Origin of the sequence: Colwellia sp. BRX10-9, assembly GCF_014077405.1 — a bacterium.
GTDB lineage: Bacteria > Pseudomonadota > Gammaproteobacteria > Enterobacterales > Alteromonadaceae > Colwellia_A.
Genome location: NZ_JACGVV010000017.1, coordinates 49,738 through 75,609 on the forward strand (window position 1 = coordinate 49,738; position 25,872 = coordinate 75,609).

21 protein-coding genes and 1 pseudogene are annotated in these 25,872 nt (G+C 36.4%); 15 read left to right on the forward strand and 7 right to left on the reverse strand.

Going from position 1 to position 25,872, the window contains the following annotated elements; all coding sequences use genetic code 11:
- Positions 1–237 precede the first annotated feature (237 nt).
- Both H4J69_RS11480 and H4J69_RS11485 read left to right on the forward strand, forming a co-directional pair.
- Entirely contained in the window at positions 238–1,161 is a 924-nt protein-coding gene (locus H4J69_RS11480; RefSeq protein ID WP_182244622.1) for a bacteriophage abortive infection AbiH family protein, read from the forward strand.
- 384 nt (positions 1,162–1,545) lie between these two features.
- Complete coding sequence (locus H4J69_RS11485; RefSeq protein WP_182244623.1) at positions 1,546–3,195, forward strand: hypothetical protein; 1,650 nt, start codon at positions 1,546–1,548, stop codon at positions 3,193–3,195.
- Positions 3,196–3,964: 769 nt separating this feature from the next.
- Here H4J69_RS11485 and H4J69_RS11490 read toward each other — a convergent pair.
- The 3 genes from H4J69_RS11490 to H4J69_RS11500 form a co-directional block, all read right to left on the reverse strand.
- Positions 3,965–4,411 (reverse strand): hypothetical protein, encoded by a 447-nt coding sequence (locus tag H4J69_RS11490; protein WP_182244624.1) that lies wholly within the window; start codon positions 4,409–4,411, stop codon positions 3,965–3,967.
- A 305-nt stretch (positions 4,412–4,716) separates the two neighbouring features.
- The gene (locus H4J69_RS11495) at positions 4,717–5,199 is read right to left on the reverse strand and encodes a hypothetical protein (RefSeq protein WP_182244625.1); all 483 of its coding nucleotides are present in this window, start codon (positions 5,197–5,199) and stop codon (positions 4,717–4,719) included.
- Positions 5,200–5,266: 67 nt separating this feature from the next.
- The gene (locus H4J69_RS11500; RefSeq protein WP_182244626.1) at positions 5,267–6,013 is read right to left on the reverse strand and encodes a hypothetical protein; all 747 of its coding nucleotides are present in this window, start codon (positions 6,011–6,013) and stop codon (positions 5,267–5,269) included.
- A 128-nt stretch (positions 6,014–6,141) separates the two neighbouring features.
- Here H4J69_RS11500 and H4J69_RS20475 point away from each other — a divergent pair, with 128 nt between their 5' ends.
- From H4J69_RS20475 to H4J69_RS11520, 4 genes are all read left to right on the forward strand, one after another.
- Positions 6,142–6,378, forward strand: coding sequence for a helix-turn-helix transcriptional regulator (locus H4J69_RS20475; RefSeq protein WP_182244627.1), 237 nt, complete (start codon positions 6,142–6,144; stop codon positions 6,376–6,378).
- A gap of 617 nt (positions 6,379–6,995) precedes the next feature.
- Positions 6,996–7,379, forward strand: a complete 384-nt coding sequence (locus H4J69_RS20480) for an Arm DNA-binding domain-containing protein (RefSeq protein ID WP_182221725.1) — start codon at positions 6,996–6,998, stop codon at positions 7,377–7,379.
- Between the two features lie 29 nt (positions 7,380–7,408).
- Positions 7,409–7,681, forward strand: a complete 273-nt coding sequence (locus H4J69_RS11515; RefSeq protein WP_182230565.1) for a hypothetical protein — start codon at positions 7,409–7,411, stop codon at positions 7,679–7,681.
- Positions 7,682–7,841: 160 nt separating this feature from the next.
- Complete coding sequence (locus H4J69_RS11520; protein WP_182244628.1) at positions 7,842–9,308, forward strand: hypothetical protein; 1,467 nt, start codon at positions 7,842–7,844, stop codon at positions 9,306–9,308.
- Between the two features lie 376 nt (positions 9,309–9,684).
- On the opposite strand, the gene H4J69_RS11525 is transcribed toward H4J69_RS11520, so the two are convergent.
- The 3 genes from H4J69_RS11525 to H4J69_RS11535 all read right to left on the reverse strand — a co-directional run bounded on the left by H4J69_RS11525 (position 9,685) and on the right by H4J69_RS11535 (position 13,522).
- Complete coding sequence (locus tag H4J69_RS11525; RefSeq protein ID WP_182244629.1) at positions 9,685–11,976, reverse strand: FdhF/YdeP family oxidoreductase; 2,292 nt, start codon at positions 11,974–11,976, stop codon at positions 9,685–9,687.
- 12 nt (positions 11,977–11,988) lie between these two features.
- A complete protein-coding gene (fdhD, locus tag H4J69_RS11530; protein ID WP_182244630.1) occupies positions 11,989–12,780 on the reverse strand; it encodes a formate dehydrogenase accessory sulfurtransferase FdhD in 792 nt (263 codons plus the stop codon).
- 493 nt (positions 12,781–13,273) lie between these two features.
- Positions 13,274–13,522 carry a hypothetical protein gene (locus H4J69_RS11535; RefSeq protein WP_182244631.1) on the reverse strand — a complete coding sequence of 83 codons (249 nt, stop codon included), beginning with the start codon at positions 13,520–13,522 and terminating at the stop codon, positions 13,274–13,276.
- Positions 13,523–14,202: 680 nt separating this feature from the next.
- Here H4J69_RS11535 and H4J69_RS11540 point away from each other — a divergent pair.
- The 9 genes from H4J69_RS11540 (at position 14,203) to H4J69_RS11580 (ending at position 24,960) form a co-directional block, all read left to right on the forward strand.
- Entirely contained in the window at positions 14,203–15,210 is a 1,008-nt protein-coding gene (locus H4J69_RS11540) for a response regulator (RefSeq protein ID WP_182216373.1), read from the forward strand.
- A gap of 3 nt (positions 15,211–15,213) precedes the next feature.
- Positions 15,214–15,813: a cysteine hydrolase family protein gene (locus H4J69_RS11545; RefSeq protein ID WP_182216374.1), complete on the forward strand. Its 600-nt coding sequence runs from the start codon at positions 15,214–15,216 to the stop codon at positions 15,811–15,813.
- A gap of 14 nt (positions 15,814–15,827) precedes the next feature.
- The gene (locus H4J69_RS20375) at positions 15,828–18,650 is read left to right on the forward strand and encodes a PAS domain-containing protein (protein WP_182244632.1); all 2,823 of its coding nucleotides are present in this window, start codon (positions 15,828–15,830) and stop codon (positions 18,648–18,650) included.
- A gap of 240 nt (positions 18,651–18,890) precedes the next feature.
- Positions 18,891–20,858, forward strand: a complete 1,968-nt coding sequence (locus H4J69_RS11555) for a pilus assembly protein N-terminal domain-containing protein (protein ID WP_182216377.1) — start codon at positions 18,891–18,893, stop codon at positions 20,856–20,858.
- Complete coding sequence (locus tag H4J69_RS11560; RefSeq protein WP_182216379.1) at positions 20,855–21,724, forward strand: M48 family metallopeptidase; 870 nt, start codon at positions 20,855–20,857, stop codon at positions 21,722–21,724. The genes H4J69_RS11555 and H4J69_RS11560 overlap by 4 nt, the downstream gene beginning before the upstream one ends.
- Before the next feature lie 585 nt (positions 21,725–22,309).
- A complete protein-coding gene (locus H4J69_RS11565; RefSeq protein WP_182216380.1) occupies positions 22,310–22,696 on the forward strand; it encodes a hypothetical protein in 387 nt (128 codons plus the stop codon).
- A 73-nt stretch (positions 22,697–22,769) separates the two neighbouring features.
- Positions 22,770–23,531: an SAF domain-containing protein gene (locus H4J69_RS11570; protein WP_182216382.1), complete on the forward strand. Its 762-nt coding sequence runs from the start codon at positions 22,770–22,772 to the stop codon at positions 23,529–23,531.
- A 640-nt stretch (positions 23,532–24,171) separates the two neighbouring features.
- A complete protein-coding gene (locus H4J69_RS11575) occupies positions 24,172–24,561 on the forward strand; it encodes a hypothetical protein (protein ID WP_182216384.1) in 390 nt (129 codons plus the stop codon).
- A gap of 69 nt (positions 24,562–24,630) precedes the next feature.
- Positions 24,631–24,960 (forward strand): SAF domain-containing protein, encoded by a 330-nt coding sequence (locus H4J69_RS11580; protein WP_182216386.1) that lies wholly within the window; start codon positions 24,631–24,633, stop codon positions 24,958–24,960.
- Here the strand turns inward: H4J69_RS11580 and H4J69_RS11585 are convergent.
- A pseudogene (locus tag H4J69_RS11585) lies at positions 24,953–25,737 on the reverse strand (transposase). The gene H4J69_RS11580 and the pseudogene H4J69_RS11585 sit on opposite strands and share 8 nt — an antisense overlap.
- Positions 25,738–25,872 lie beyond the last annotated feature (135 nt).

The window sequence follows — 25,872 nt, forward strand, 5'->3', positions numbered from 1 at the left end:
TATTACCAACGATCATAATGCAATACTTTATATCTTCTTCAGTACTTCCAATGACTGTTTGAGATTTAAGTCATGGGTGTGGGTAGGCGGATTAGATAATTACCTTACTCAGGTTACTTGATATATTCACCAACGAAGGATATGCGAATAAAACAGTTAGGAAAAGTATGGTTTATTTACTACTAGTGACATTTATAGTTATATTATTGGTTAAACTCGAAAGAAGGTAATACTAGTATGGGGACACTTTATGTAGTTGGAAACGGATTTGATTTGCACCATGGGTTACCTACCTCATTGGCAGAATTCCGTATCTATGCCAAATATAGCGACTTCAGTCGATTATACGAGAACGGTGTGTTTATGATGTCAGCTACTCAAAACTTAGAAGAGCACTGGAACAACTTAGAAGAAAACCTAGCTAATCTCGATGTTGAGGAACTTATAGATCAAAAAAGTGAATATTATGATATTGATCCCCATGAGAATCAGTTTTTATATGAAGTAGAAACGGCCATTGACGCCATGACTTCAGGGTTAACCCAAGAATTAAGTAACTATTTAAGTAAGGCTGAAAATGTTGGTGTAGCCGCAGATAAACAATTAGGACTTGATGCCAATGCTCGCTTCATAAACTTTAATTACACCAATACTCTAGAGCGCATATACGCCATATCACCAGTGAATATTTGCTACATTCACGGTAAGCTTAATAGTCCAGCTGAGATTGTTATTGGGCATGCGATGAAAGATTCTGGTTATGAGTCTAAGCCAATTGCTGATATGTCAACTTGGTCTGAAGAAGAACAAGAAGCCCATGCAGATTCGTATTCACCAGACTATGAATCTGCACTTGAGAGTGCTCACAGTTATTTTAAAACAAGTTATAAAGATTCTGATGCTTGCTTAGCGGATGAGAGTGATTTTTTTAAGTCTTTGTGTGATATTGATAATGTTATTATTCTTGGTCATTCTTTAGCTGAAATTGATCTCGTATACTTTGAGTGCATTAATGATCTTGTTGGGAACAAATGTCGTTGGTGGGCGACTTATTATCCAAACTTTGAGAAAGAAAATATATATGACCGTCTTGAGATGATTGTAGGTGATGAAGCTAGAATAAATGTATTGGAGATGTTACAACTCCAACTTCATAAGTGACGATTAATCCAACCCCAAAAATTGATATGATTTCTAGCACCTATATTTATTAGTACTAATGTTCCCTTGGTGGCATTAGTAGCCTCCTCACCATAACTAGAAGTTACACCAAATAAACATTAAAGTGGTATGAGATTACCAAACACCAGAAGACTTATACCTGCTTTTGATAATATTATTCTCGCTTTGCTGCAAGATAGTTATCTTTTTCGCTCTCGCACACTCACAAGCATTTACAGGGTAACTGTCTTTATAGCTTACTTAGTGTATTAGCTTAGACGGTTAAAGAATGGCGAGATTATGCAGGAAATAGTTATCTTTCGGTAATTGACTTTAACCAAGATAAAAATAAGTGGTATATTTGGTGAAAAAATTAGGAATATGATGAATTGCGATTGGAATATACTATCTGTTTGCTTAGTTAAAGCTGGCAGCTCCACTTCCACTATATTTGGTTTCTCAGAATTTTTATCAGCTTTAGCGCTACTTGTAATTGTTTACACTATAACTGATGTGCGCTATAAATTTAGAATCGCGACAGCACCATTTAACTTACCTAAAGCCTCATTCACAATTATTGCAATTATTGGCATAGGGACATTAATGAGTGAAATTTGGGTTGCAGAAAAATGGGCAACTGTTGCATGGAACTTATCTCAAGCTCTTTGGCAAAGCATCTTTGCACTAACATTTTTAATAACTGTCTTAGTCTGGCTCTGGTTTGCCTTTATAAAGCCACCAAAGTATGGAAAGTCCAATTATAAGAGATTTTATAAGGTTACCTACCAGTATGTAATGCAGGCTAAAGAAAGTGAAATTAGAATGCTGAGTGATGAATTAGTCAATCATATTCCTGATTTGGTTAAATATGCAAATACTGTAAATGGCAACGATGTAAAATCCCAAAATTGCAAAATGTCGCGTAAAGCATACGAACTGATTTTTTTATTATCTAATAAGAATTTTTGTGACACCTTGGCTGCATACTCACCACATACAGCAATAGCATTTTTTAATGCTTTAGAAAGCGAAAAAACAATTCACGCTAACTGTTTCAATATAATCACATCGTTAATATCAACCTCACTCTTAAACAATAAAAATTCATTAATATACCACGAAAATGAGCATTATCGCTCAGGCTTATTAGGTCATAATAAAGCACTTAGTCGCGCAATGTTTGGTAATTATCACATAATAAGTCAGGTTAGAGGTAACACAGTATTGGATGTTGATTATGTTAGCTCAAGTAAATGGGATAACGAGCAAATTTCAAAGTATTGTGAATTAGTTCTTATTTCATTTAGAGGGTTTGTAGAATCGGGTTACTGGTATTGCCATTCTTCGGAGTTATTTAGGGCATTAAGTACAATTCAAGGGTTCGCCGCTCAACTGCACAAGACAGATAACACCAGAGATATGTATTCTCAGGTGGAATTTAAAAACTTTGACACTGTTGTGGGTTTCGCAAATTCATTGACTCAGATTATTGCAGAACAAAAAACACCTCCTGACTGCATTAAATTAAAAAACAGCGACAAGTTAAATAATCAATCTTTTTATGACCATATTGCTGCCCTTTATTTTGAGTTAATACATTTTAGTTGTTATATAAGCGAACCCATGATGACTTGTTGGTTTATCCAACACAATACAGTATGGGGAAAGTTATTTGATAACTTTGAAAAAGACTCAAAAGCAAAGAAAATTATATTGCATAAGGTAAGAAGACGCCTATTCAATTCAATAAAGGAATTTGAGAAATATCCAAATTACCAATCAGCAAGAATTTTAGGATTTTGCATAAATATTTTTTCTATCGTGCATAAAGGGCATGGGTTAGCACTAAGAAAGGCAGTCTGGAGTTGGGTTGATAATAATTACTCAAAACTACACAAACAAAATCCAAAGCTCGCAAAAGCAGCCCTTATGGATGGTATAGAATATGACGAAGAAAAGAATGCAATTGTCAAAGTCGGCAGAGGTTCTATGGGTAAAAAACCAACAAGAACATACTGGAAACTGAAGGATTGAAAGACCATTAAGCCATTCACTATTTTTGCTAAAGATTATACCTAAACTGAAAGTGATGAACTTAGGGGACTAGCTTTAATTTTTTAAGTTTTCATTTGTTTTTATTGCATTATAGATTGGTTAGAATATCAAATAAGAACCACCACATTAAAAAACGCATTGATTTGACTACTTTGGATACTTTTTGGTATTTTGTTATATGAAGTTTTTCGTGGCAACTAAGTGTCAATATGTCCGTTTAGTCGGATTACTTGTCGCTAGATAAGTTAAAGCTAATGTCATGTTTCGTATCTTTGTTGACATAAATCTACCTAATTTTGAGGACTAATTTAGGTCAGGAATGTGGCATCAGCTGACCTGTCAGATAAAACATAGTTACTTCGCCTAAACCTGCTTTATACAAAATTGTTTGGCTTGAGTTAATTGATAAAAATATGATTGGCTGGTACAAAGGTTGGCAATCATTAAGAACCTATATAATGAAAAATTATAGCTTTATACTATGACTTTAATGAATAAAATCAATAGGATGTCAGCGACAAGGCCTTATAGTGAGAATTTAAGCCGTAAAAACTGACAACCCCACCACTGCTAGTAATAAGCACTATAAAGCAACACAGGGTGGTACAGGTAGCATAAACTACACAAGTCAGCATTACACAACCACAACCAAACTATACAGTTTTATATTTATTCACTTTAAATTGGTTTTAATTCCGTATTGGTAAATAACCCCTACTTTTGATTGTAAGAGTTAATACTGTATCCATTACCCCTTATAAATTTTTTCTATCAGCCTAATTGCTGTTGGCATTGATTTGTTATACTTCGAATCCTTTTCTTTGAATGTGTAACCACTGAAAACTTCAATATGTTTTATGTCTTCCATTTTAGCTATGATCTTCTTTAAGCCTTGTTTTTTTATTAGTACACCTGAAGTGCCGAAGATATGAGAATCGATACGGAGAACTTCAGCTGAGTCAAGTTGTAGTAACTTCATGTATAGGGGCAATATAGCTTCCAATGTTGTATTATGTGTTTTTGGGTATGCCTGTTTAAATGCCGAGGTATATTTTTGTGCTTTAGGCAGTAGCTCTAAGATTGCCAATATCGGCTTAATGGATTCCAGTGGGATCTGGTTCTTCTTGTTAAACTTATTAAGCTCTTTTCCTGTTGTTTTATGAACATCCCATTCATGACTATTATCAACTATCAAATTTCCACCTGTATACGACATTATTAACTATATAACAGGGGTCACTATATCCTTTGTTGATTTATATTTGAACCATCATATTCAACTATCGCTACGCTCCCGTCTCTATGATGGTCTAGAAAACTAAATTTTAAGTATTTTAACATTCATGCGAAATACAGGTAGTTTATGAAATATGTGGTGGTTCAAATTAAAGTGATGGAATTCACAGAGTAGTAAAAGGTTATCGGGGGGATAGATATAGTTTGTTGAGTGTCAGCAAGCGCAATAGAACTGCGCTTGTCATTTATTGTAGATATTATTCTTTAGTCTACATTCATCAATTCATTTAACTTGTTACCCATTTCTTCACTCACCAATATTTGGTCATTATCATATACTGACACGTTGAGTTTTGTTAATAGTTCTTTGAGATACCGACTAACAATCTGTGAAGGTTCATCTTCGAACTCTTCTATCTTGTCATTCGGTGTAGAATACACGGACTCTATAAAACCAATAGCTTTATACAATTCATCTTCTGAAAGACTATTATTTGACATAGCGGCAATTGAGCTATTAATCATACCTTTAATATCTTCGTGTTCCTGTTTATTTTTCATCGCAGCAATAGCAACTTTGGCAATCCACTCAGGTGAACTTTCTGTATCTAAAGCATCATTTTGATAAATGCTACAACTTTCTTTTAGCATCTGTTCTATAGATTTTTCACAAACACCTTCTTTTTTCCCTTCTACCTTCATGTATTTTAAAACTTGATTTGCTATTTCTTGACTCGTCAATGTCATATTATTTTCCTTATATGTTAGTTGTGCTAATCTGACTGGAGTGGGTATCTCCTTTATTCCCACTAATCTAATTAAATGTTGATTGTTTGTATAGTTTTTTCATTAATATTAAAGCTGCATTGAATCCTTCGATTGAATGATTCTCCACTTTTTTAACCTTGCTAGGCCAGATGAAGTAAGATGTGATCAGTTTAGTGCTAGACTTCATTTGCTCCGTGATTTGAGATTTAGATAATAACCCAGCCATTGAAGTTGCTGCTATTTTAGAGTTGCTACCGACCTTAACTGCAACCTCCATATTAGGGTAAGTGTCAGTGACTAAACCGAATGACGTTGTTTCACCATCAGCACCGAGATGAACAAATAAAGGGGTTTTATTATGTTTCGTCATTGAACATGTTACAGAATCTTCCATGTCATCTTTTTTACAATTTATCTTCCACTTTGAAGTCTTGGGGCTAGGTGATAAATGAATAAATCCACCGCTAAAGCCTACTTTGTAATCAAACCCTTGAAAGTTACCAACTTCATAATAGTGCTTAACATTATTTTTAACTGGATAAGAAGCTTCTGGGATTACACTACAGGTTAAAACCCCATTAGGAAGAAAGTCTTTTTTATAATCTAAAACTGGGTTTGCAAAGTCTAATAATGGTAATGAACTATTTATATATTTTTCATTAACTTTACAGATACCACCAACAGAAAATTTAGGAGAGACCCTTGTATCATTTGACTGTTCTGGGCTACCTGAGGCCGATGCAGATAGGGATGCCAGAGTTAGCGACATTAAAAGTGAGTGAGTTTTTTTCATTGAAATCCATTCCTTAATTTATTATTCAAATATTTAATAAATGCTCCTTGTGTCAAAATGAGCACTACGTGACGTGGCATTGTAGTGCTCATTAGATGATTCTTCAACTTTAATTGTAGGGGATTCAAATGCAGAACTATAACGAGCTTTTTGGCTATGCTGTTAAATCAGTAAGAAAAGAAAAATCACTAAGCCAAGAAAACCTTGCTGAGTTGTCAGGGTTGAGCCGAGCACATGTGTCAAGGATTGAGAGGTTTTTATACAACCCCAAATTGGATACATTGTTCAAAGTAAGCAATGGTCTAGGTATTAAATTATCTGAACTAGTGATATTAATGGAAGGAAGGGACAGTTCTCTCAAGTGATTACCTGATCCTCGTGACCTTTGATAACATAACTATCTGGTTGTTATTTGCCTTCTGGGAACTAAAATCTTACTTTGAAAGTGTGTTATCTTGCATCAAATTTCAACCCTAAACACCCTATATTTTATAACGTATACAGGTGCTCCCTGAACCTTTATAAGGACTGTAGAACTATTGTGCTTAGAAAGGTGTAACCTACAATCTTTACCCCCTGAAAGGGCGGCTATGGAACTCTGATAGACATTAAACACACAGACATTATAGGAATCAACTTGGACTGCATTGACAGTGAATGAGTTAATATCTATTGAGGTTTATGCAGGCTTATGACTTCGTGTACATATGTGTGTACATAAAATGATACTTTCGTCTGTGTCGCTTGTTTTTGTTGGTGGTCGACTAATCGTGCCAGAGAATTGTTGGCTGGTTCATAGTGTCACTCTGTGTAACGTTACGTTCTTTGTTGTTCATATAAATCAACTATTTAACTCTGTTGTATGTGTTGTTGTGTAACATTGGATATCATCGTGTTTTCTACCGTTATAAATAAAAGTGTCCCATTTGTGTACCCATGATAAAAATTACAAGGTAATAAAAATGGCACTAAGTGATTCAAAATTAAATCTTTATTAAATAAAAAACAATCCAAACGTTTCGATATAGCTGACCGTGATAGTTTAAGTGTACGTGTTTCGGAGTTCTGTACCATTACTTTTCAATATAGTTACCATGATAAACCATCTCGCATTGCATCGGGACGTTATCCTGATATTTCATTGAAAAAAGCGTGTGAGAAGATACCAGAGTTACGACAATTGTTAAATGATGGTCTTAACCCAGCTGTTCAAACAAAACGCTCTAAAGCAACTCGAAACGAAACGTTAGATGAATGTATTGATTGGTTTATGGAAAAGCACGTAAAAACTTTAGAGACGTCTTACAGGGAAATTATCAGTCGACACTTGTTCTTCATGGTGAAAATGCTTTTAAATTTCCAGTAGAAGAAGTAACCATTCCAGAAAGGTTTTAGTTGTTTAATAGGATTACTGAAAATCATTCAGCTATTACCAACCATGATGTTGAATTGCAATTAGAAGGTGATGAGTTAAATAATGGTGATGAATTTGGTTACAAAAAGAATAAGTGGGTTGAGATTATGCAGGCTGCTCTACATAAAATAACTAAAAAACCTAAAGCTGAGAAAGTTTTTGATGAAACCTCTAATAAAATAAGATCAGAAATTTTAGCTTTATTTAAAAGTGAAGTTGGCCTTACTGAGGCGGGAGCATCTACTTATTATTAAATGATAAAAAGAAATAGACTAGCTGAAATGTAATTAATCAGTTATTTTGTAGGTAGTTACAAAATAACTACTATAAATGCCCGAGTTGCTCACTTATTCCTATTATACGATTTGTAATCGTATGGCATTAATTTTTAAATACAAAAAAGGATAAATTTGTATGTTTTTTAAAAAAAGTAAATTTGTTATTTCTTTAGCCATGACGGCTAGCCTTGCTGGTTGTGGCGGTGGTGGTTCTGATGCTGCACCTGCACCTGATAAACCTGACCCTATAGTAGTTAATACGATTTCTCTTACGGGTAAAGTTATTGATGGGTACGTTTCAGGTGCTACGGTTTGGTTGGATTTAGATGGTGATAGTAAGTTTGATAAGCAAACTGAGCCGTCAGTAGTTTCAACTGAATCAGGTAATTACAGTTTTGAATTCACTGAAGAACAAGCTTCTTGTGTACCTTATTCTACTATGTATGTCGATGTGCCTGTTGGTGCTATAGATGAAGATTTAGGCGAGGTTACTGAGGCATATCAGATGTCTTTTCCTCCATCTATAGAGCCTTTATCAGATGATGATATTCGTAATATATCGCCATTAACGTCTGTTATTTGGGGGCAATTACGACGTCAATTAAAAGGGAGTGGCAAGGGAAACTTAACTTGTGATGAACTTAAGGCTGATACTGATTTACGTCTTGAGCTTAAGCAAGAAATTGAAGATGTAATACTAAATCTGATTGCTCATTACAATTTATCGGCTGATCAAATTTATTCAGATTTTATTGCGAATAATGACAGCGCCGCTTATGGCAAAGCTCAGTCTATTGTTACGGGCTTAAAAGCTGCTTATAAACATAAAAAAGCCCTGGAAAAAGAATATCCAACTGCTGCCGAAATTCGAGTTGTTATCTATCAAGACAAAGATAAAGATGAAGAGTACAACTTTACTGATGCTTGGTATCGCGATGAAATTATTTATATGGGCACTGAAGACTTTATTGAGTTTGTGAAGCTTAAAGATACAGGGTCATTAAAAAAAGTTGATGTTGTTTTAGCTAAATTTCATGAAGTGGGAATTAGCTGGGGCGACCAGTCACTCAAAGGTTGGCTAAGTATTCGAGAAGATGTATATATCAATGCAGACCAAACATATCGCTGTGGCAATATTGAGCGTGTTAGCTTTGAAAAAGAGGGAATTCACTATGAGCTTGGGAATGCAATACCCACAGTCACTTTCCCAACACTTGAAGAGTGTATAAATACCAGTTTAGAAAACCCTTATGAGCGTAACTTTAACTTACGTTACTCTGAAACTGATTATGAGTATGGTGCAGAGTTCTATTTCAGAGACATGAATGCTGACTTTCAAACTTTATCTAATTGGGTAAATGTTAAAGAGAAGGTTGCAGATCTAGAGCCAGCAGATTTCTTTACTGCTTTTGATGCAATGCCTTATCGATTTGATGATGAAGTTGCAGTTGATGTTAGTTACTGGCGTAAAAGCAAGGCAACAGGTAATGTAGTGATACATAAAAATGATGAAGGAAAGTGGCGTAAAGAAACGAAGCAAGAGGACGGCACAACTTTTTATGAATGTAGTGTTGACGGCGTTAACTGGGGAGACTGTCCTTAATCGCTTTTTTATTTAGGTGGCTTTAATTAAATACCAGCTTCATGCTGGTATTTTTATTTTTGGCTGATGATATACCTCAATGCTCAATGGCTTTCTAAATATTACGCCACTACATAGGGTATTTAAAAAGGTAAAGTTGTTTAGCAATATAGATATAAATTTAATAATAAGCCTATTCGCTTAACATTAGGATATTACCCTAGCATGTCATTGAGTGATGTACGAAGTAAAGTACACCACTTAAAGGTTTGTTACTCGGCCACTCCAGTCGCGTCTCGTAGTTTTAATTCAGCGATATAAATTTAACTCTGTCGGTTACTAATCAAGAAGCATATTTTATCGTTCTTGATAGGTAACCGATATATCTAGCTAAGACCTATTGTTGGTTATCCATTTTTTCAATAGATATTGGTATTGATTTATATGTTGGGGTACCGCATTCGTCAGCGATACTTTCTAACGGCACTAAGGGATTTGTTTCTGGATAATAGGCAGCCACACAGCCTGGGGGGATAAGGTATTCAACAATTTTAAAATTAGAGAGCGAACGTTCTATGCCATCGTTTGATACCGTTGTTATTTTTACATGATCTCCATTTTTTAATGCCTGTTTATCTATATCTTTTGCACTCATAAATATGATATTACGTTCACCATATACACCACGGTAACGATCATCCATTCCATAAATAGTGGTGTTGTATTGATCGTGTGAACGCAGTGTTTGCAGCGTTAGTACCGGCTTTTTAGTCATTAACTGTGCACGCTCATGTACTAATTGGTCTGGTAATCTAGCATCACTAAAAATGGCTTTTTTTATTGGAGTACGCCAATGACGTTGCGCTGCTGAATTTTCTAGGTGGAAACCTCTACCTGCTTTTATTCGGGTGTTATAGTCATCAAAACCGGGTATAACAGCACTTATTTCTTCACGAATTAACCCGTAATTACCGGCCAGCGTATTCCAATCGACTATTTTATCGCCTACTGATGCCATGGCTATTGCAGCAACAATAGCTGTTTCTGAACGAAGAGTGTTAGCTGCTGGTTCATTTTGACCCGTTGAACTGTGTACCATGCTCATTGAGTCTTCCACCGTAATACACTGTTCGCCGCTAGATTGACGATCTATTTCTGTACGGCCCAAGCACGGGAGAATTAGCGCACGTTTACCTGTTATTACATGGCTTCGATTTAATTTAGTACTGATTTGTACGGTTAAGTCACACTTTCTTAAGGCCTTGTGAGTACGCGTTGTATCAGGTGTTGCCGCAGAAAAATTGCCACCCAAGGCAATAAATACCTTAGCTTTACCCTCAAGCATGGCATGAATAGACTCAACGGTATTAAAACCATTATCACGAGGAACATTAAAAGAGTAACGATTCTCTAGTGCATCAAGAAAGTCCATTGACGGATTTTCATTGATCCCCATAGTACGATTACCTTGCACATTTGAATGACCGCGTACCGGACATGCCCCAGCCCCTGCTTTGCCAATATTACCCCTGAGCATTAGTACGTTCAATAACTCTTGTACTGTAGCGACAGAGTGGCGGTGTTGGGTAATCCCCATCGCCCAAGTGAAAATAACCTTATTACTGCTGGTATATATTGTTGCTATTTGTTCAATATTTTCTCGAGTCAAACTACATTGTTTGAGAATTTTGTCCCATTCGCTTGCCGCGACACTTTGTTGATATGCTTCAAAACCATGACAATGTTTATTGATAAAGTCGATATCGAGTACTGATTTATCATGCTCAAATCTTTCAAATAAACATTTAGCGACGCCACGTAATAACGCCATGTCTCCGCCTAAGCGAGGGGTGAAATAATATTGACTGATGGTAGTGCCCGTTAAGAAGATCATTTCTTTTGGGCTTTGTGGGTCTGAAAACTTTTGCAATCCACGTTCTTTTAAATTGTTAACAGAGACAATTTTAGCTCCGCGTTTACTTGCCTCACGCAAGGTTCCCAACATACGAGGATGATTAGTGCCTGGGTTTTGGCCGAAGACAAAAATGGCGTCAGCTTTAGAAAAGTCGTCCATAGTCACCGTACCTTTACCTGTACCTAGACTATTTGTCATGCCTATGCCGGAGGCTTCATGACACATATTAGAGCAGTCAGGAAAGTTATTTGTGCCTAATACTCGACCAAATAACTGATATAAGTAGGCCACTTCATTACTCGCTCGACCAGAAGTATACAATAATGCTTCATTGGGGGAGGAAAGTTGCTGCAGGCTAGTGCCAATGATTTTAAAAGCTTCTTGCCAATCAATTGGCTGGTAGTGATCACTTATTCCATCGTAATACATTGGTTGGGTTAAACGGCCACTTTTCTCCAGTGAATGATCATCCCATTGTTGTAATTCTGTTATTGAATACTGTTTGAAAAAATTGCTATCAACACGTTTACTGGTGGCTTCCCATGCAATGGCTTTAACGCCATTTTCACAGAAGTCTACTTTCCCGGCAGTGGTAGAATCACCCCATGCACAACCAGGACAATCAAAACCACCTGGTTGATTTGCTTTGAGTAATGCTTTAACGCTTTTCGCGGCATTTTCACTTTGAATTAAGTGTTTAGCTGAGCTTCTTAGTGCTCCCCAACCACCAGCAGGTGAAGAATAGGCAGGATTGTTTTTTGATGACTTAGACATATAAATCCTTTATTAGGCGTAACGTTTTAGTTGCCCATGTTGGAAGCAAAATAAGGCTATTTGAGATTTGCGAGCTGAATTAACAGCTAAGTCAGTCGGCTGTGCTAGCGTGACTAACGTTGTCAGAGATAAGCGAGCAGCCTTGGCAATTAAATCATGACTGCAGCGGCTTGTTATCAAAGCAAAACCATCATGAGTCAGTAATTTTTTATGCGACAAACAACCTAGCAATTTATCTAACGCTGAATGACGACCCACATCCTCTCGAAAGGCGATCATTTTAGCAGATAAATCAAAAAATGCAGCGCAATGATTTCCTCGGATACTCCCCGATTTTTTTAAAATACTAGGTAAGGCATCTCTTGCTTGAATAATAATTTTCTCAGAGGGTAATTGAAACGATTTTACCTCTTTTTGATGAGGCTGATTTAATGACATAGCAGCTTCAATAGAGTCTAGACCACAAAGGCCACAGCCACTTGGCCCAGCCATCGTTCTGCGTCGTTGCTTCAATCGATGCTGAACTCGTGCTAAAACCAGAATATCAACTTGCCATCCAGAGATATGTGAATGAACAATGATATCTAAAACTTCGTTAACCGAATGAATTAAGCCTTCGCTTAAACTAAAACCAAGTGCAAAGTCTTTTAAATGCTCAGGAGATGCCATCATTACCGCTTGGCTAATGCCATTAATACTAATTGCAATAGCTGCCTCAGTAAGCTGCGCTTGATGCAACTCTTTCTGAGGAAGTTCAGCAATTTTTTTAGTGCAGTTAAGATGCTCTATAATAACATTCTCCAAAGTGTTTTTATCTTAAAATAGTGGCGCTTTGCCATACTATCGACAAAGCCATTCTATTATACAATAGGACCGTAAGGTTTTTAATTACCTCCAGCATATTTTCTCGAACACTCAGTGTTTTAAACCATTACACTTAAATCTATAGTATTAATTTCTCTACAGACATCATCATCAATTTCAATACCATATTCAACAGTAAATTCTTTGTATTTTAATGTACCCAATCGTACTTAAATGTATGGGAGAGTTACTTTAGTGATCTAATTAAGTAGTTGATATAAAAATTTATAATTTTTTTTGACGTCCATCTTTGGGGGCATTAGGGGGGTAGAATTTGAGTCTCTCTATCTGCACCAAATACAGGTTCAATAAGAACCAATGAAAACTGAAAGCTCCAAGTTATATAGGGTTTTCAGTTTTTTATATCCAAAATGATTTGATAATATACTTTACACTGTCATTTTATTTTTAATGTGCTTAGTGCCAAACACGACTATTGGATACCTTCCAATTCTGGATTAACAATGACTACTGTGCTTTGACTTTCTTGAACAGTTTTTTTAATACCATCAAAGGCATATTGCTCGCTTATTTCTATTGCTTCAGCCACATCTAGTAGCTCTTGAACAAGAGCATCACGGATCACAACTAATCCAATGATTGAACCAATAAATATAATTGTTGCCAAAAATACCATTTCAGCGGTAACTGCAAAACCTGCCTGCTTTCTAATATTAATCATAGTAATTCACCCCTGAATTGATATTCTTTGTTAGCTATGGGTTGTGAATATTACAAAGCATTATTTATGCCAGATAATATATCAAGAATTATTAAGGTGAAGTGTTAATAATTCTTGATAGCTTTGACAGGTGTCACTTATATACTTTTTTCTTTTATTATCGAGTAAATATTTGTCAAATATGTATTTTATTAAAGTATTGTGTGACTGGTTATTAGCTTTTTTCATAAAGTATAGCTAATAGTTAGAGTCTGTGTGTTTGATGTTAATCGATATTTGTACAGTCGACAAAGATACTGGAGGAGCTAATAACTGTGAATTAAATCTCAATACTTATATTTTGCTTAAACGAGCGTCTTATTTTCTCTAGAACAAAAAATTGATGAATTTTTTGAAGTTGTTATTACACTATTCGGAAAACTTAGTATGGGTAATTTAATATATTACTTTTAGCAATTTGGTTTTTATTCTGATTTGCAATTTGCAACTCAAATTGACTTTTATGATTATATCTAAAATCAATAATTTTTAACTATTGATTTTAAACGTTAAATAATAGGCTTTATAATGGAACGTTAATTGCTTTGATTAAGGATAATATCGTTTTTTCATTAAAGGTGAACATCATTTTGGAAAATTCAAGAATTGATATATTAGAATTGGTTCAATGTGTAGGAGCTATGTTGATAGCTCAAATGGGGCGACCCGTTTGTTGTCGATTGCTAAACCAAACCAGTTTTAGTCGAGCTATGGTTGACCTTGATGCAAATAAACTGACAAAACAGCTTGCAGAAGACATTCAACAGGCTATAGATAGTGTCGAATATGGTGTCACTATAAAATTCAGTGTTGTTGATGATCACATGCATTTTGATTTTTACTGTGATGACCAAAGTGAAAAATATTTTAGCACTATAATTTCTGGTAAACCTAAACTAGAAGAAAGCCTGCCAGAGCTGATTGGTGAGCCAATTAAAGTCCGTATTCAATCAGACGACAGATCATTACAACATTGTTTTCGTTCGTTTGAACAAGGCCTTAATATTGAATGTATAGCGCAATCATCAAATGAAACAGCTGATTCACCTTGCCATATCGAAATTAAAGATTGTCGAGCTACGTCTGACGTTTATGCTAACTTGACTAAAACAAATAGTCATTCAACGATTGTATTGCGTACTATGCAACAATTGCAGGAGCGTGAGCGTACGGACGAGATTTCACTATATTGGCCATTTTTTGATAGTGATTTACATAACCTTTTGGGTGACATTAAGCATTTACGTAAACTTAGAGTTTTTGTTGCAGACGATAGTCAACCCAGTAAAATGACGACAATAATCATGCTAGAACATCTAGGTTGTATTCTTACTGGTGCAGATGATGGTATTGAAGCGTTGGAGTTGACCAGCAAACAGCCATTTGACCTTATATTTTTAGATGAACGGATGCCCGGTTTACTTGGTAGTGATGTTGCAAGCCAGTTACGTGATGGTAATGGCGTAAATGCTAATACGCCGAAAATTTCGCTGACAGGGATCACCGACAGAGATTCTGTTGCTGAGTTATATAGAAAAGGTATTACTCATCATATTGAAAAGCCTATTACAAAGTTAGTGTTAGAAAATTTTTTACAACAATATCGTAAAATTCAACTTGCACAAGTAAATGAAACTATTGGAGTTTAAAAGATGAATAATTTATCCCATACCGCACTAGTTTTGATAGGTTATCAAAATGATTATTTTTCACCACAAGGTATTTTATATAGTGTGATTGAAGAATCATCAAGAGTGACGGGAGTACTTGAAAATACGCTTACGTTACTTAGTGAGTATGGGCGTGATTTTGGGATGGTGATCAACACGCCCATTCATTTTACCGCTGACTACAATGAGCTAGCAAATCCTATAGGTATTCTTAAAGTCATCAAAGATGTTGGAGCCTTCAAAGAAAATACGTTTGGAGCAGAAGTTATTCCTCAACTGTCTAAATTTGATGATTTTGTTACTATAATTCCAGGTAAGCGAGGATTGAATGCATTTTCTAATACAGATTTAGCGAAGTTACTTCATGATAAAGGTATTACCGATATCGTGTTTGCAGGCACAGTTACTTCCATCTGTATCGATTCCACTGCGCGTTCCGCAATAGATTTGGGCTTTAACGTAACAGTTCTGGATGATTGTACCTCTAGTCGAACACCTTTTGAACAGAACTTTTATTGCACCGAAGTTTTTCCTTTATATGCCAATGTTTGTCACTGGTCACAATTAGCTTCAACTAAATAGCATAGGATGTCAGCGTGGATAACAGCAAAGAGCTCCAAGTACAAATCCAATATGCCCTAATTGAGAAGCTATCAAAAAGCCAGCAAGCTCACGCTAAATTACTGTCGTTGTTAGATGAATGTATATTTGAATGCGATAATAACTTTACGCTGACCTATTTAAACTCAGCCTGGAATAGGCAATTAGGGTATACCGATAACGAATTATTGGGTTGTGCTTTACCAACTTACTTGCATGAAAAAAGTAAAGAATCTTTCTGTAATAACATGGCTGAAACAGCATGTGAAAAAAGTGATCCTAAGCGAGTTGAGGTTTTACTTAGAGATAAATCTGGTGAATACCGATGGTTTGAAATGCGTATGGTTAGAAACGCTGAAGAGGGGTTTATAGGATCTTTGTTCGATATTCAAGCTCATAAAGATATGGAAACCCGCTTACGCTTTAAAGAAGAAGCACGAAAATTATCTTTGGTTGCAAGTCACACCAACAACTTGGTGATTATAACAAATGAATGTGGTGAAGTTGAATGGGTTAATCGCAGCTTTGAAAAACTATCTGGGTACTCTTTTGAGGAAATTAAAGGCCAGCGACCAGGAAAGTTACTACAAGGGCCAATGACTGATCAGAACGTTGTTACAGTTATGTCTGAAGCCATTAAAAATAAGGAGAATTTTAACGTCGAAATTATCAATTATAATCGCGATGGTGAGCCTTATTGGATCGCAATGGATGCATCACCAGTAAAAAGTAAAAATGGTCAAGTTAGCCACTATATTGCGGTCCAATCTGATATTACCCAACGAGTAAAAGCTGAACAGTTGGCATCTGCTGCTGAATACAGTTATCGATTAGTAGTCGATAATATTAGTGAAGTTGTTCTGCGCCTTCAACCAGACGGACGCATTGCTTTTATGAATCATGCATGGAGTGATTTAATCAAGTTGCCTGAAAGTCAATGTATGGGTAAAGAGATCACTGAATTTGTTAGTGGTGTTAACCAACCAATTGTTATTAAGGCTTTGAACCAATTTGCCAATGGCGTGCACAACACATGCAGATTAGAATTACAGATGAGATGTGCTGGCGGTTCCCATACTTGGGCAGAAATGAGTATGACGCCAATTGTTGATCAAAATGGTGCCTTAATTGCTATTGCCGCTACGCTTGTTGATGTTGATGAGCGTGTAGCAGCAGCATATGCATTAAAAGAGGCCAAGCAGCATGCTGAAACCCTTGCTGTTGCAAAAAGTCGTTTTCTGGCTAATATAAGCCATGAAATTCGCACCCCACTAAATGCCATGATTGGCTCAAGTGAAATATTACAAGATACTGGGCTTAATCAAGAACAACAACGCTTTGCTGATATGATCCAATCGAGTGGAAGTGCATTATTAAGTATTCTTGACGACGTGTTAACCTATTCACGTTTTGAAGCTAATGCAGTCACACTTGAGCATCGAAAATTCGACTTAGGTATTTGTATAGATGAAGCTATTGATATTTTGTCTGACAGCGCGGTTAAGAAAAAGCTGAAACTGATTTTGTGTATTGATGCTAATGTACCAATGAACGTCATAGGTGATAATGTTAGACTTCGCCAAATTTTAATTAATCTTCTGGCCAATGCTATTAAGTTTACGAGTATTGGAGAAATTAACATTCATGTAGCATACAAACCCACAGAAAATAACCAAGGTGTTCTTTCAATCAAGGTTATTGATACGGGTATTGGCATTGCTGAAGAAAAAATGTCTCAGTTATTTGAACCTTTTATGCAATCTGACGTGTCTACCACTCGTCAGTTTGGCGGTAGTGGTTTAGGTTTGGCCATCTGTCATCAAATTTGTGAAGCTGCAGGAGGAACAATTAGAGTCAATTCTAAATTAGATAAAGGTAGTACTTTTTGTATTGAAATTCCAATTGAGATTGATATTTCTGTTCCACAAAATCAATTACCTTCACTACCAGATAACCGCAACAATATTGTTTGGTTAATTGGGAATGATAATAATCTAAACGATGCAATTAAGCAGATATTCAAACGTTACAAAGTAACATATAAAGTGTTTAGGTCCACCTCAGAATTACCTGATCCTTCTATTGGGTTAGCTGACTTTTTGGTAGTGACTGAGCCGGCTCAAAGCGATAGTTGTAGGAAGTATTTAAAGCCTTACTTCAGCGATGGCTCCACACCTTGTTTGATAATATTGGATCTGCTGGGCAGTGGTAAATTCACTCATTGGCACAGTAAAAATGAATTACTGGTTAATGGCCCGATCAAAGTTTCTCACATTAGTAGGATTTTGGAGCAGTTGCATGAGATGTTAGGGAAGGCTAGTATCAAGTTATATGACGCACTCAGCGTTAATAAGAGTGATATTAATTTTGATAATGCGACTATTTTAGTTGTGGAAGATAACCAACAAAATCAAATTATTATAGAACAATTTTTAATATCTTGCGGATGTCAGGTGCTAATCGCTAACCAAGGCGTTGAAGCGTTACGCATGTTGAAAAATTCTGAAATTGATTTAGTGCTCATGGATATCCAAATGCCGGTAATGGACGGTCTAACCACGACTACTCATATACGCTCAAGCGATGAGCACTTTAAGCATGTACCTATTATTGCGGTGACTGCTGACGCAGTCTATGGTGACAAAGAGCGTTATATGAAAGCTGGTATGAATGATTTCTTGCCTAAACCTGTTATTCGCAAAGAATTACATCGCTTGTTAATTAAATACTTACCTGAACATAAAAAGCAAAAAAATAATGAAACTAAAGTTCAACGATTGTTAAAAATGCGCACACTTGTTGCAAAATGCCTCTTATAATCTACATATTTGCAAAACGCAATTCAATATAAGAATGTTCAATTTCATTTTCCATGTAGATAAATTCCTTTCTGATAATAAATTTTAAATATAATTTATAACCTACTGTTTTATAATAATTAAATCTAAATCCTTGAACTAATCTCCAACTTGGTCTAAATGTTGCGATATAGCTAGTAACCGCCGTATCAACAAACACCATAAGTATGTAGCTGCGGACGAATGTAACAGGAGAGCATTATGAAATTTTTTAAATTAGTTTTGATTAATTATATTTGGTTATTAGCTTTATTCTCAACGGTATGTGCAGCTGATGGCCTGAAATTTGTAGAGACCGCAGACAGTAAAAAGTCCAAAGAAACTAGGGAACTAGTGCAGTGGACACACAGTCGATTAGTCTTCAATAAACCGCTTGAGCGAATTGCTGTTGGGCAAGAAGAAACTTTACAAGTAGAAGTACTGAGTAAAAATGAAGCTTTAGCATTGGCCAAAAAAGTGGGCCGAACTAGTGTTATGGTTTGGTATACTGATAATACATCAGAAACTTTTCTATTTACTGTTACTTCAGATTTAAGTGTATTACATCACGCCATTAAAGATATTCATCCTAACATCTCGTTGACACTAGCTCCTGATCGTAATGCGCTAGTGTTACGTGGAAAAGTACCTACTATTAAATACCGAATAGCAGCTGAAGCGGCGGCCCGTAACTATTTCGAAGCAGGTCAAGGAGACAATGATAATGTTTTGCTGCAGTCATCGGCAATTGCATCATTGGTTAATAATTTGCGTATGCAGGACAAAGATGTTCAGCATACGCTAAAAAGAAAGACTAAATCAGCCGCTATTATAAACTTAATCAAGGTTGAAATATTACCTGAAGATATTGTTACTCGGGTGAAAAATAATATTAACTTAGTGGGGGGCGAGTCTGTCACTGTAACACGTGTTCAGCATGGAGATGTTCCTAATGCTAATCAAGACACTTTATTACTAAAAGGTTATGTAGATAACCAAGTTGAATTAGTTAGAGTACTTACTGTTGCATCTAGACTCGTGACCGGAGAAGAAAGTAAAAAATCTAAAGAAGCCATTATTACGATTCTAGCGAACGAGTCAGGCGGGCTGTTTACGAGTAATAGCAAGAAAAGCTCAGCTGGCCCGGCAGGACTTGGTATTAGTGGTGCGTCTGGATCCAGCGGAAGTTCAGATAATAACCTTGCTTCAAATATTGGCCGCGCGAAATTATTGTCCATTGCTGGAGGTAAATTATTATCGGTGATTGAAGTACGAGATTTACCGCTAATTCGCGTCTCGGTTCAAATGTACGAAGTTAACCATCGTCGCTTGAAACAGTGGCGTCCAGATTTTTCAGTACTTAGTAAGGGCTATGATAAAACGAGTGGTAATTTTGGCTTAGCAGGAGCTAGCCCTAATGAATCATCATCGACAAAAGTTAATAATGCCTTGCAGGTGTTAGGTGGCGGGCTAGTAAATAATTTGCAAGTAGCAGGTAAAGATTTTGCCTTTGATTTATTGTTTTCAATGTTAGAAGAGGAAGGAATATCTAAAACCTTATCTCGTCCTACTTTAACTGTATTAGCTGGTGAATCAGCTGTATTTTCAGCAGGTGGTGAAGTGCCTGTACCAACTGCATTTGCACCAAGTGGCATTGTAAGTGGTGATGAAGTTGGGGCGAATACTTCTGGTGTTTTTAGTGGGACAACATTTAAATCATTCGGCGTTCAGTTACAGGTTCGCGCTATGGTCGACGAACATGACCGTATTACTTTGGACTTAAACCCGACAATTTCTACACCTGATACGCTTCTAACTCAGGAAATTTCGAGTAGTACAGGTAGCGGATTAAATACCTCAGCGTTTAATGTTAGAAGTATTAGCACATCAACACGTTTGCGTGATGGACAACCTATGGTTATTGGAGGGCTGGTCAGTCGTGACATTAACAATAATCGAGACTTTATACCTGGTGCGAGTCGCGTGCCGGTACTTGGAAAATTAGCAGAGTCAACTTCCGATTCAGATACAGAACGTGAGCTATTTATCATTGTTACACCTACCATCGTTCGTGAGATGAAGCATGAAGTCAACTTATGGCAGTTCCCTTCAACTGAGTTTCTACTACAAAAATCGGTTTTTAATGTCAACCAGGCATTCAATGCCTCAGAAAAGGAGACAGTAAAATGAATATTAAAAAATTATTTTCAATTTGTATGATATTCAGTGGTTTATTTATCACTGGCTGTGCGAACAAGAGTACAAGTAACCAAGTTTATGCGCCCAATGAGCAGTTAGATGAGCTTTTAACTAGGTATGTAAAAATAAAAGTACCTAAGCCTAAGTGTCAAACTCGAACGCAACAATTAATAAAGTGTCGAATGACATCATTTAACCGCGAAGAAATGTGTTTGAATAACCTCGCAAGCAACTCTAATTGTAAAAAAGCGAAAGATCATAATTTAATCGATGTTAAAGCGTTAATGATTAATCTTAACTGTCATGATAATAGCAAACCGATAGTTGATTGTTTTCGATTTGCATCTGAATTGAACGCCTTGTATCTGAAATATCCAAATCATAAGCGAATTATGATGACTAGTGCATTAGTGGAATTTGAAATTGGTAACACTAATACAAGCCAGCAGTTATTAGATTTGATTTTGTCTAAGCGTGGTGCATTTCCTGAAGCGGCTATTTTGCGCAGTAGAATAGCAATGGAAGAAGGGAACTTGACTTTAGCCAGAACAATAGTCAAACGACAGTTGAGTGTAACACCCTATAATCCGCACCTTTATGAACTTCAAGCGGCATACTATTATCTTGAAGGAAAATATACTAAAGCATTACAAGCTATAACATCAGCCGAACGCTTTATGGAAAGTGATTGGCGTATTAATTACCACAGAGGCATAATTTATGAAGCGCAGCAGCAGTGGTATAAAGCTTGTAAGGAGTATACCGGTGTACTAAGAGAACAGCCAGATAACCAGATGATGAGTGCAAAAATACTGTTACTAAGAGAACATATTGGTTGTTATGTTAATCCAGCTTAGCATTTGAAATTGGTGGTAACCCCCTAATACTACCACTTATTAAATAAGCCCAAACCGTTTATTAAGCGCTTGGGTTTTTTATTTTTTAGCGCACAGTCATCACAATAATTGTCGATAAATTTCAAGTTATTCATACTAATTTCATAAAATTTTTCTCATGTGAACTGGTTAAGATAGACCAGCCAACCAATGCTGCACGCGTGAATGTGAGTACTTAAGTTCTGTCTGGAACTAAAGGCTCAATCACCGTAAATCGTGAGAGATCATTCTAGCTCATAATCTTGATTTATTTTTTCTTCATACATCAAGATCAAAACTTCATGGTATTTATTCATTAAATTTGCTTTGCAAATTGCGAATCAATTTGTCACTTCAGCTTTAGATAGTGATCCTCTTGGTATTGTAAACTTAAATAGTCTGAATATGGTCTTTGCTCAACATGTTGTTTAATAAGGAGTTATTAAGGTGTTGTTATTTGATTTTTACATTTACTTACAAGCTGGCACAGCAATCGCAATAGTCTATGTAAGCTCAAATTAATTGGGCTTATAAACGACTAATTTTATAACCTTAGAGGTAAACACTATGAAAGCGATTAAAAACAATACACCGAGTAAAAAGAAGCAAGGCGGATTTGTAATGACTTCAGAGTTGTTGTTGTTATCTACTACGATAGTCATTGGTCTTGTGGTTGGTTTAAGTACTATGCGTGATGCTGTAACGGCTGAAATGGAAGATGTTGCAGAAGCTATTGGTTCACTCGACCAGAGCTACGCTTTTGATGGTATGAAAAATGGTGAGGGTACTGCTGAAATCAGTGGTTCAGGTTTCATCGATGCAGTAGATGCTAACGCTGGTGACGGTCAGAAGTTCGAATTTATAAATACTGACTTTTCTGAATCAGCTAATGATATAAGTGGCACTGCAAGCACCGCCGCGGCTTCTGCTAACAATGTTGGTAGCTTGAATTAATCCGTGGCTCAAAGGGCAGGATAAGTATTTCGCTCCTGTCCTCGTTTTTCTAATCTGATTAATGAGGTGACATATGAAAGCTAAATTAACCGGTAGTGCTACAGGTGCCATGATCCTTTTTGCGGCATCGGGTATGCTAGCTTCAGTGCTAGGACTGCGTCAATTTGACAAGCTGACAACTGAGCCTGCGTGGATAGTAAGTAGCAATCTACAGTCAGGTCAAGTGATCACTTCAGGACTGCTTAAACAAGTACGTATTGATCTGGATAACCTTGTAGGGACGATTCAAAACTCCCGTCGATTGATGGGCCAAACATTAAAAGTTAGTAAGAGTGCGGGTAGTACAATTTCCCCGAGTGACTTAAAGGTCAAAGAAAAAAAATCTTTATCTCATGCTATTCCACCAGGTCGGGTGTTATACACCCTAGAGCATATTCAAAAAGGTATGCCTTACGAACAGTTAAGTGATGGTGATCGTTTTGATGTGGTTGTAAGAGCTCGAAATGGTGTACGTACGGTTGCACGAGATGTGCAGCTCATTGGTATCAACCATCCTGCAGCCCGAAAGGCTGATAATAGTGGTCTGAAAAATATGTTGATGCCTAAAGGTAAACAAGCAGGTAATCAACCCGGTTTGTCGTTGGTTGTTGCCGTAAGACCATCGGATGTGTATCCCTTAACCAGTATTAGAGCAAGCGACGCTGTAGCGATGATTTTCCACAGTGCACATGATATGGCAAAAGGCACTCAATATAGTATTGATCCTAAACAACGTTTTCGTAATGTTGAAATGGTAGCAGGTGTGCACCGCACAAGAGTGCAGGTTATTAATTAACAAAACTTGTAGTAACAATAATATTTCTACTCTCTCCTGAGTAATTTTCCGGTTTAGTCTTACATTGATTGAATCGGATTTTTTTTAATACTAGTACACCTTTTTATATTTAATCGTTATACCCATTTCATAAATTATTGCTCACAGGGAAGTGAGTACTTAGGTTTTGTTTGGAACCAAAAACCTGTGCTCACAGGGAAGTGAGTACTTAGGTTTTGTTTGGAACCAAAAACCTGTGCTCACAGGGAAGTGAGTACTTAGGTTTTGTTTGGAACCAAAAAGGCTATTTGCACATCCCTAACAGGTACTTATTGACCCATCGAAACTTCTTATCTGGATCTACAGCATTACCATAAGTGAAATTTATAAATCATTTTTGATAGAGGTAACTCGTTATAATTTGATTTGTATTTTGCAAATCAAATTACTTATTGCGGTAATCTTCGTAAATATGTATGACTAAATGTTTTTGTTACTTCCAACTTACTACACTGTTTTTTATTGGTTTTTTATGTTTTTTGTGTGATTTTATTGTTTTTTTTTATATTTGGCACAGCAATGGCAATAACCTTAATAGGCTCATTAAATTAATAACAAATGATGAGCCGATATCTTTTTAACACTACCAGAGGTAAACACTATGAAAGCTAATATCAATAAAAAGAACATGAAGAAAAAGCAAGGCGGTTTTGTGATGACGTCAGAATTATTGTTGTTGTCTACGACTATCGTTATTGGTTTAACCGTAGGGTTAACAACAATGCGTGATTCTGTAACTGCTGAAATGGAAGATGTCGCTGAAGCGATTGGTTCACTTGATCAAAGTTATGCCTATGACGGTATGAAAAACGGTGAAGGTACTGCTGAAATCAGTGGTTCAGGATTTATCGATGCCATAGACACTAACGCTGGGGATGGAGTGAAATTTGAATTTATCGCGAGTGATTTTTCTGAAACAGCCAGTTCTATTAGTAGTAGCGCTAGTAGTGGTGCTAATTCTGCTGCCAATGTTGGTAGTTTGATAAACTAAAATACTTAAATAGTAGGGTCAGTCACCTGACTGGCTCTTTTATCTTTAAATTAATGAATGAGGTGATGTATGAAATACAAATTAAATACACCTTTTGCCTGGAGCGTATTCGCATTCGTTACTTTAATATCCATAGCATATTTTTTACTACCATTAAATCATTTGTTCACAGTTTCAGCTTGGGTAACTAAAGTAAATATCTCAGCAGGTCAATTGATTACGTCAGATTTGCTAGTTAAAACTAGAGTTTCTACTAATAATATCTATGGTTCAGTTCAGAACCCTGATGCACTCGTTGGTAAAATGTTAGTGGTGAATAAAGAGGCAAGCAGTACAATTTATTGGCATGAGTTGGCTGTATCCTGTAACAGATTTTGTGTAACTTCCAGTTTTAAATAAAGTCCTTTAAACGGTCTTCGAATTCAATCATAAATCGATTCAAGGCCGTTTTCCCGTTTCTTATTGAGATTGTCCATCTCTTGGATGCCGAATCTATTGCAAGATTAACTACTTTCTTCGCTGAGTCATCAGAGGGAAATCGTTTGCGAATGTCTTGAGGGTATTTATCATCCCAGCGTACGCAGACGTTATCGAGTTCAAGTAATACCTCTTCTTCTGTCACTGATTGATATATTCGCTTTACATCACCCGTTATTGCTTTGTAATTCCCCCAGGGTGCATACTTCATCGAATTTCTTACCATATGAACAATACAGAGCTGAACTTGTGCCGGAGGAAATACGGTATTAATCGCTTCAGCAAAGCCTTTAAGACCATCAACAGATACCTAATAACTCTTTTTACCTTTAATGTTAACACCTAAGGCCAGGTAAACCTCTTTATTGATAACCTGTTTATCTTGTCTGATTTTAACCACTAAACAGTCAAGATAAACAATAGGGTAGACTGAATCTAGAGGTTGATCTTGCCACTCAGTGACTTGTTCTATTACGGCATTAGTGACAAGAGATATAACGTGGGTGAAATATCTGCGCCATACATTTCTTTGAACATTTTAACGATTTCTCTCGTCGTCATACCTTTGGCATAAAGATACAAGATTTTATCGTTCATCGACGTAAATCGCGTTTGATTCTTTTTAACCAATAAAGGCTCGAAACTACCTTCTTTATCACGTGGTGTTTCAAGTTCTACTTGGCCGTCTTCAGTGCGAATGGGCTTCGAATAGTAGCCGTTGCGGCTATTTTTGTGTTGATTTTCTCATGAAGTGCATAACCAAGATGCTCTTCAATCTCTGCGTTTAAAAAGGCTTCAACGGTTATCTTGGCTGCTTGCTTAGCAAATACCCTA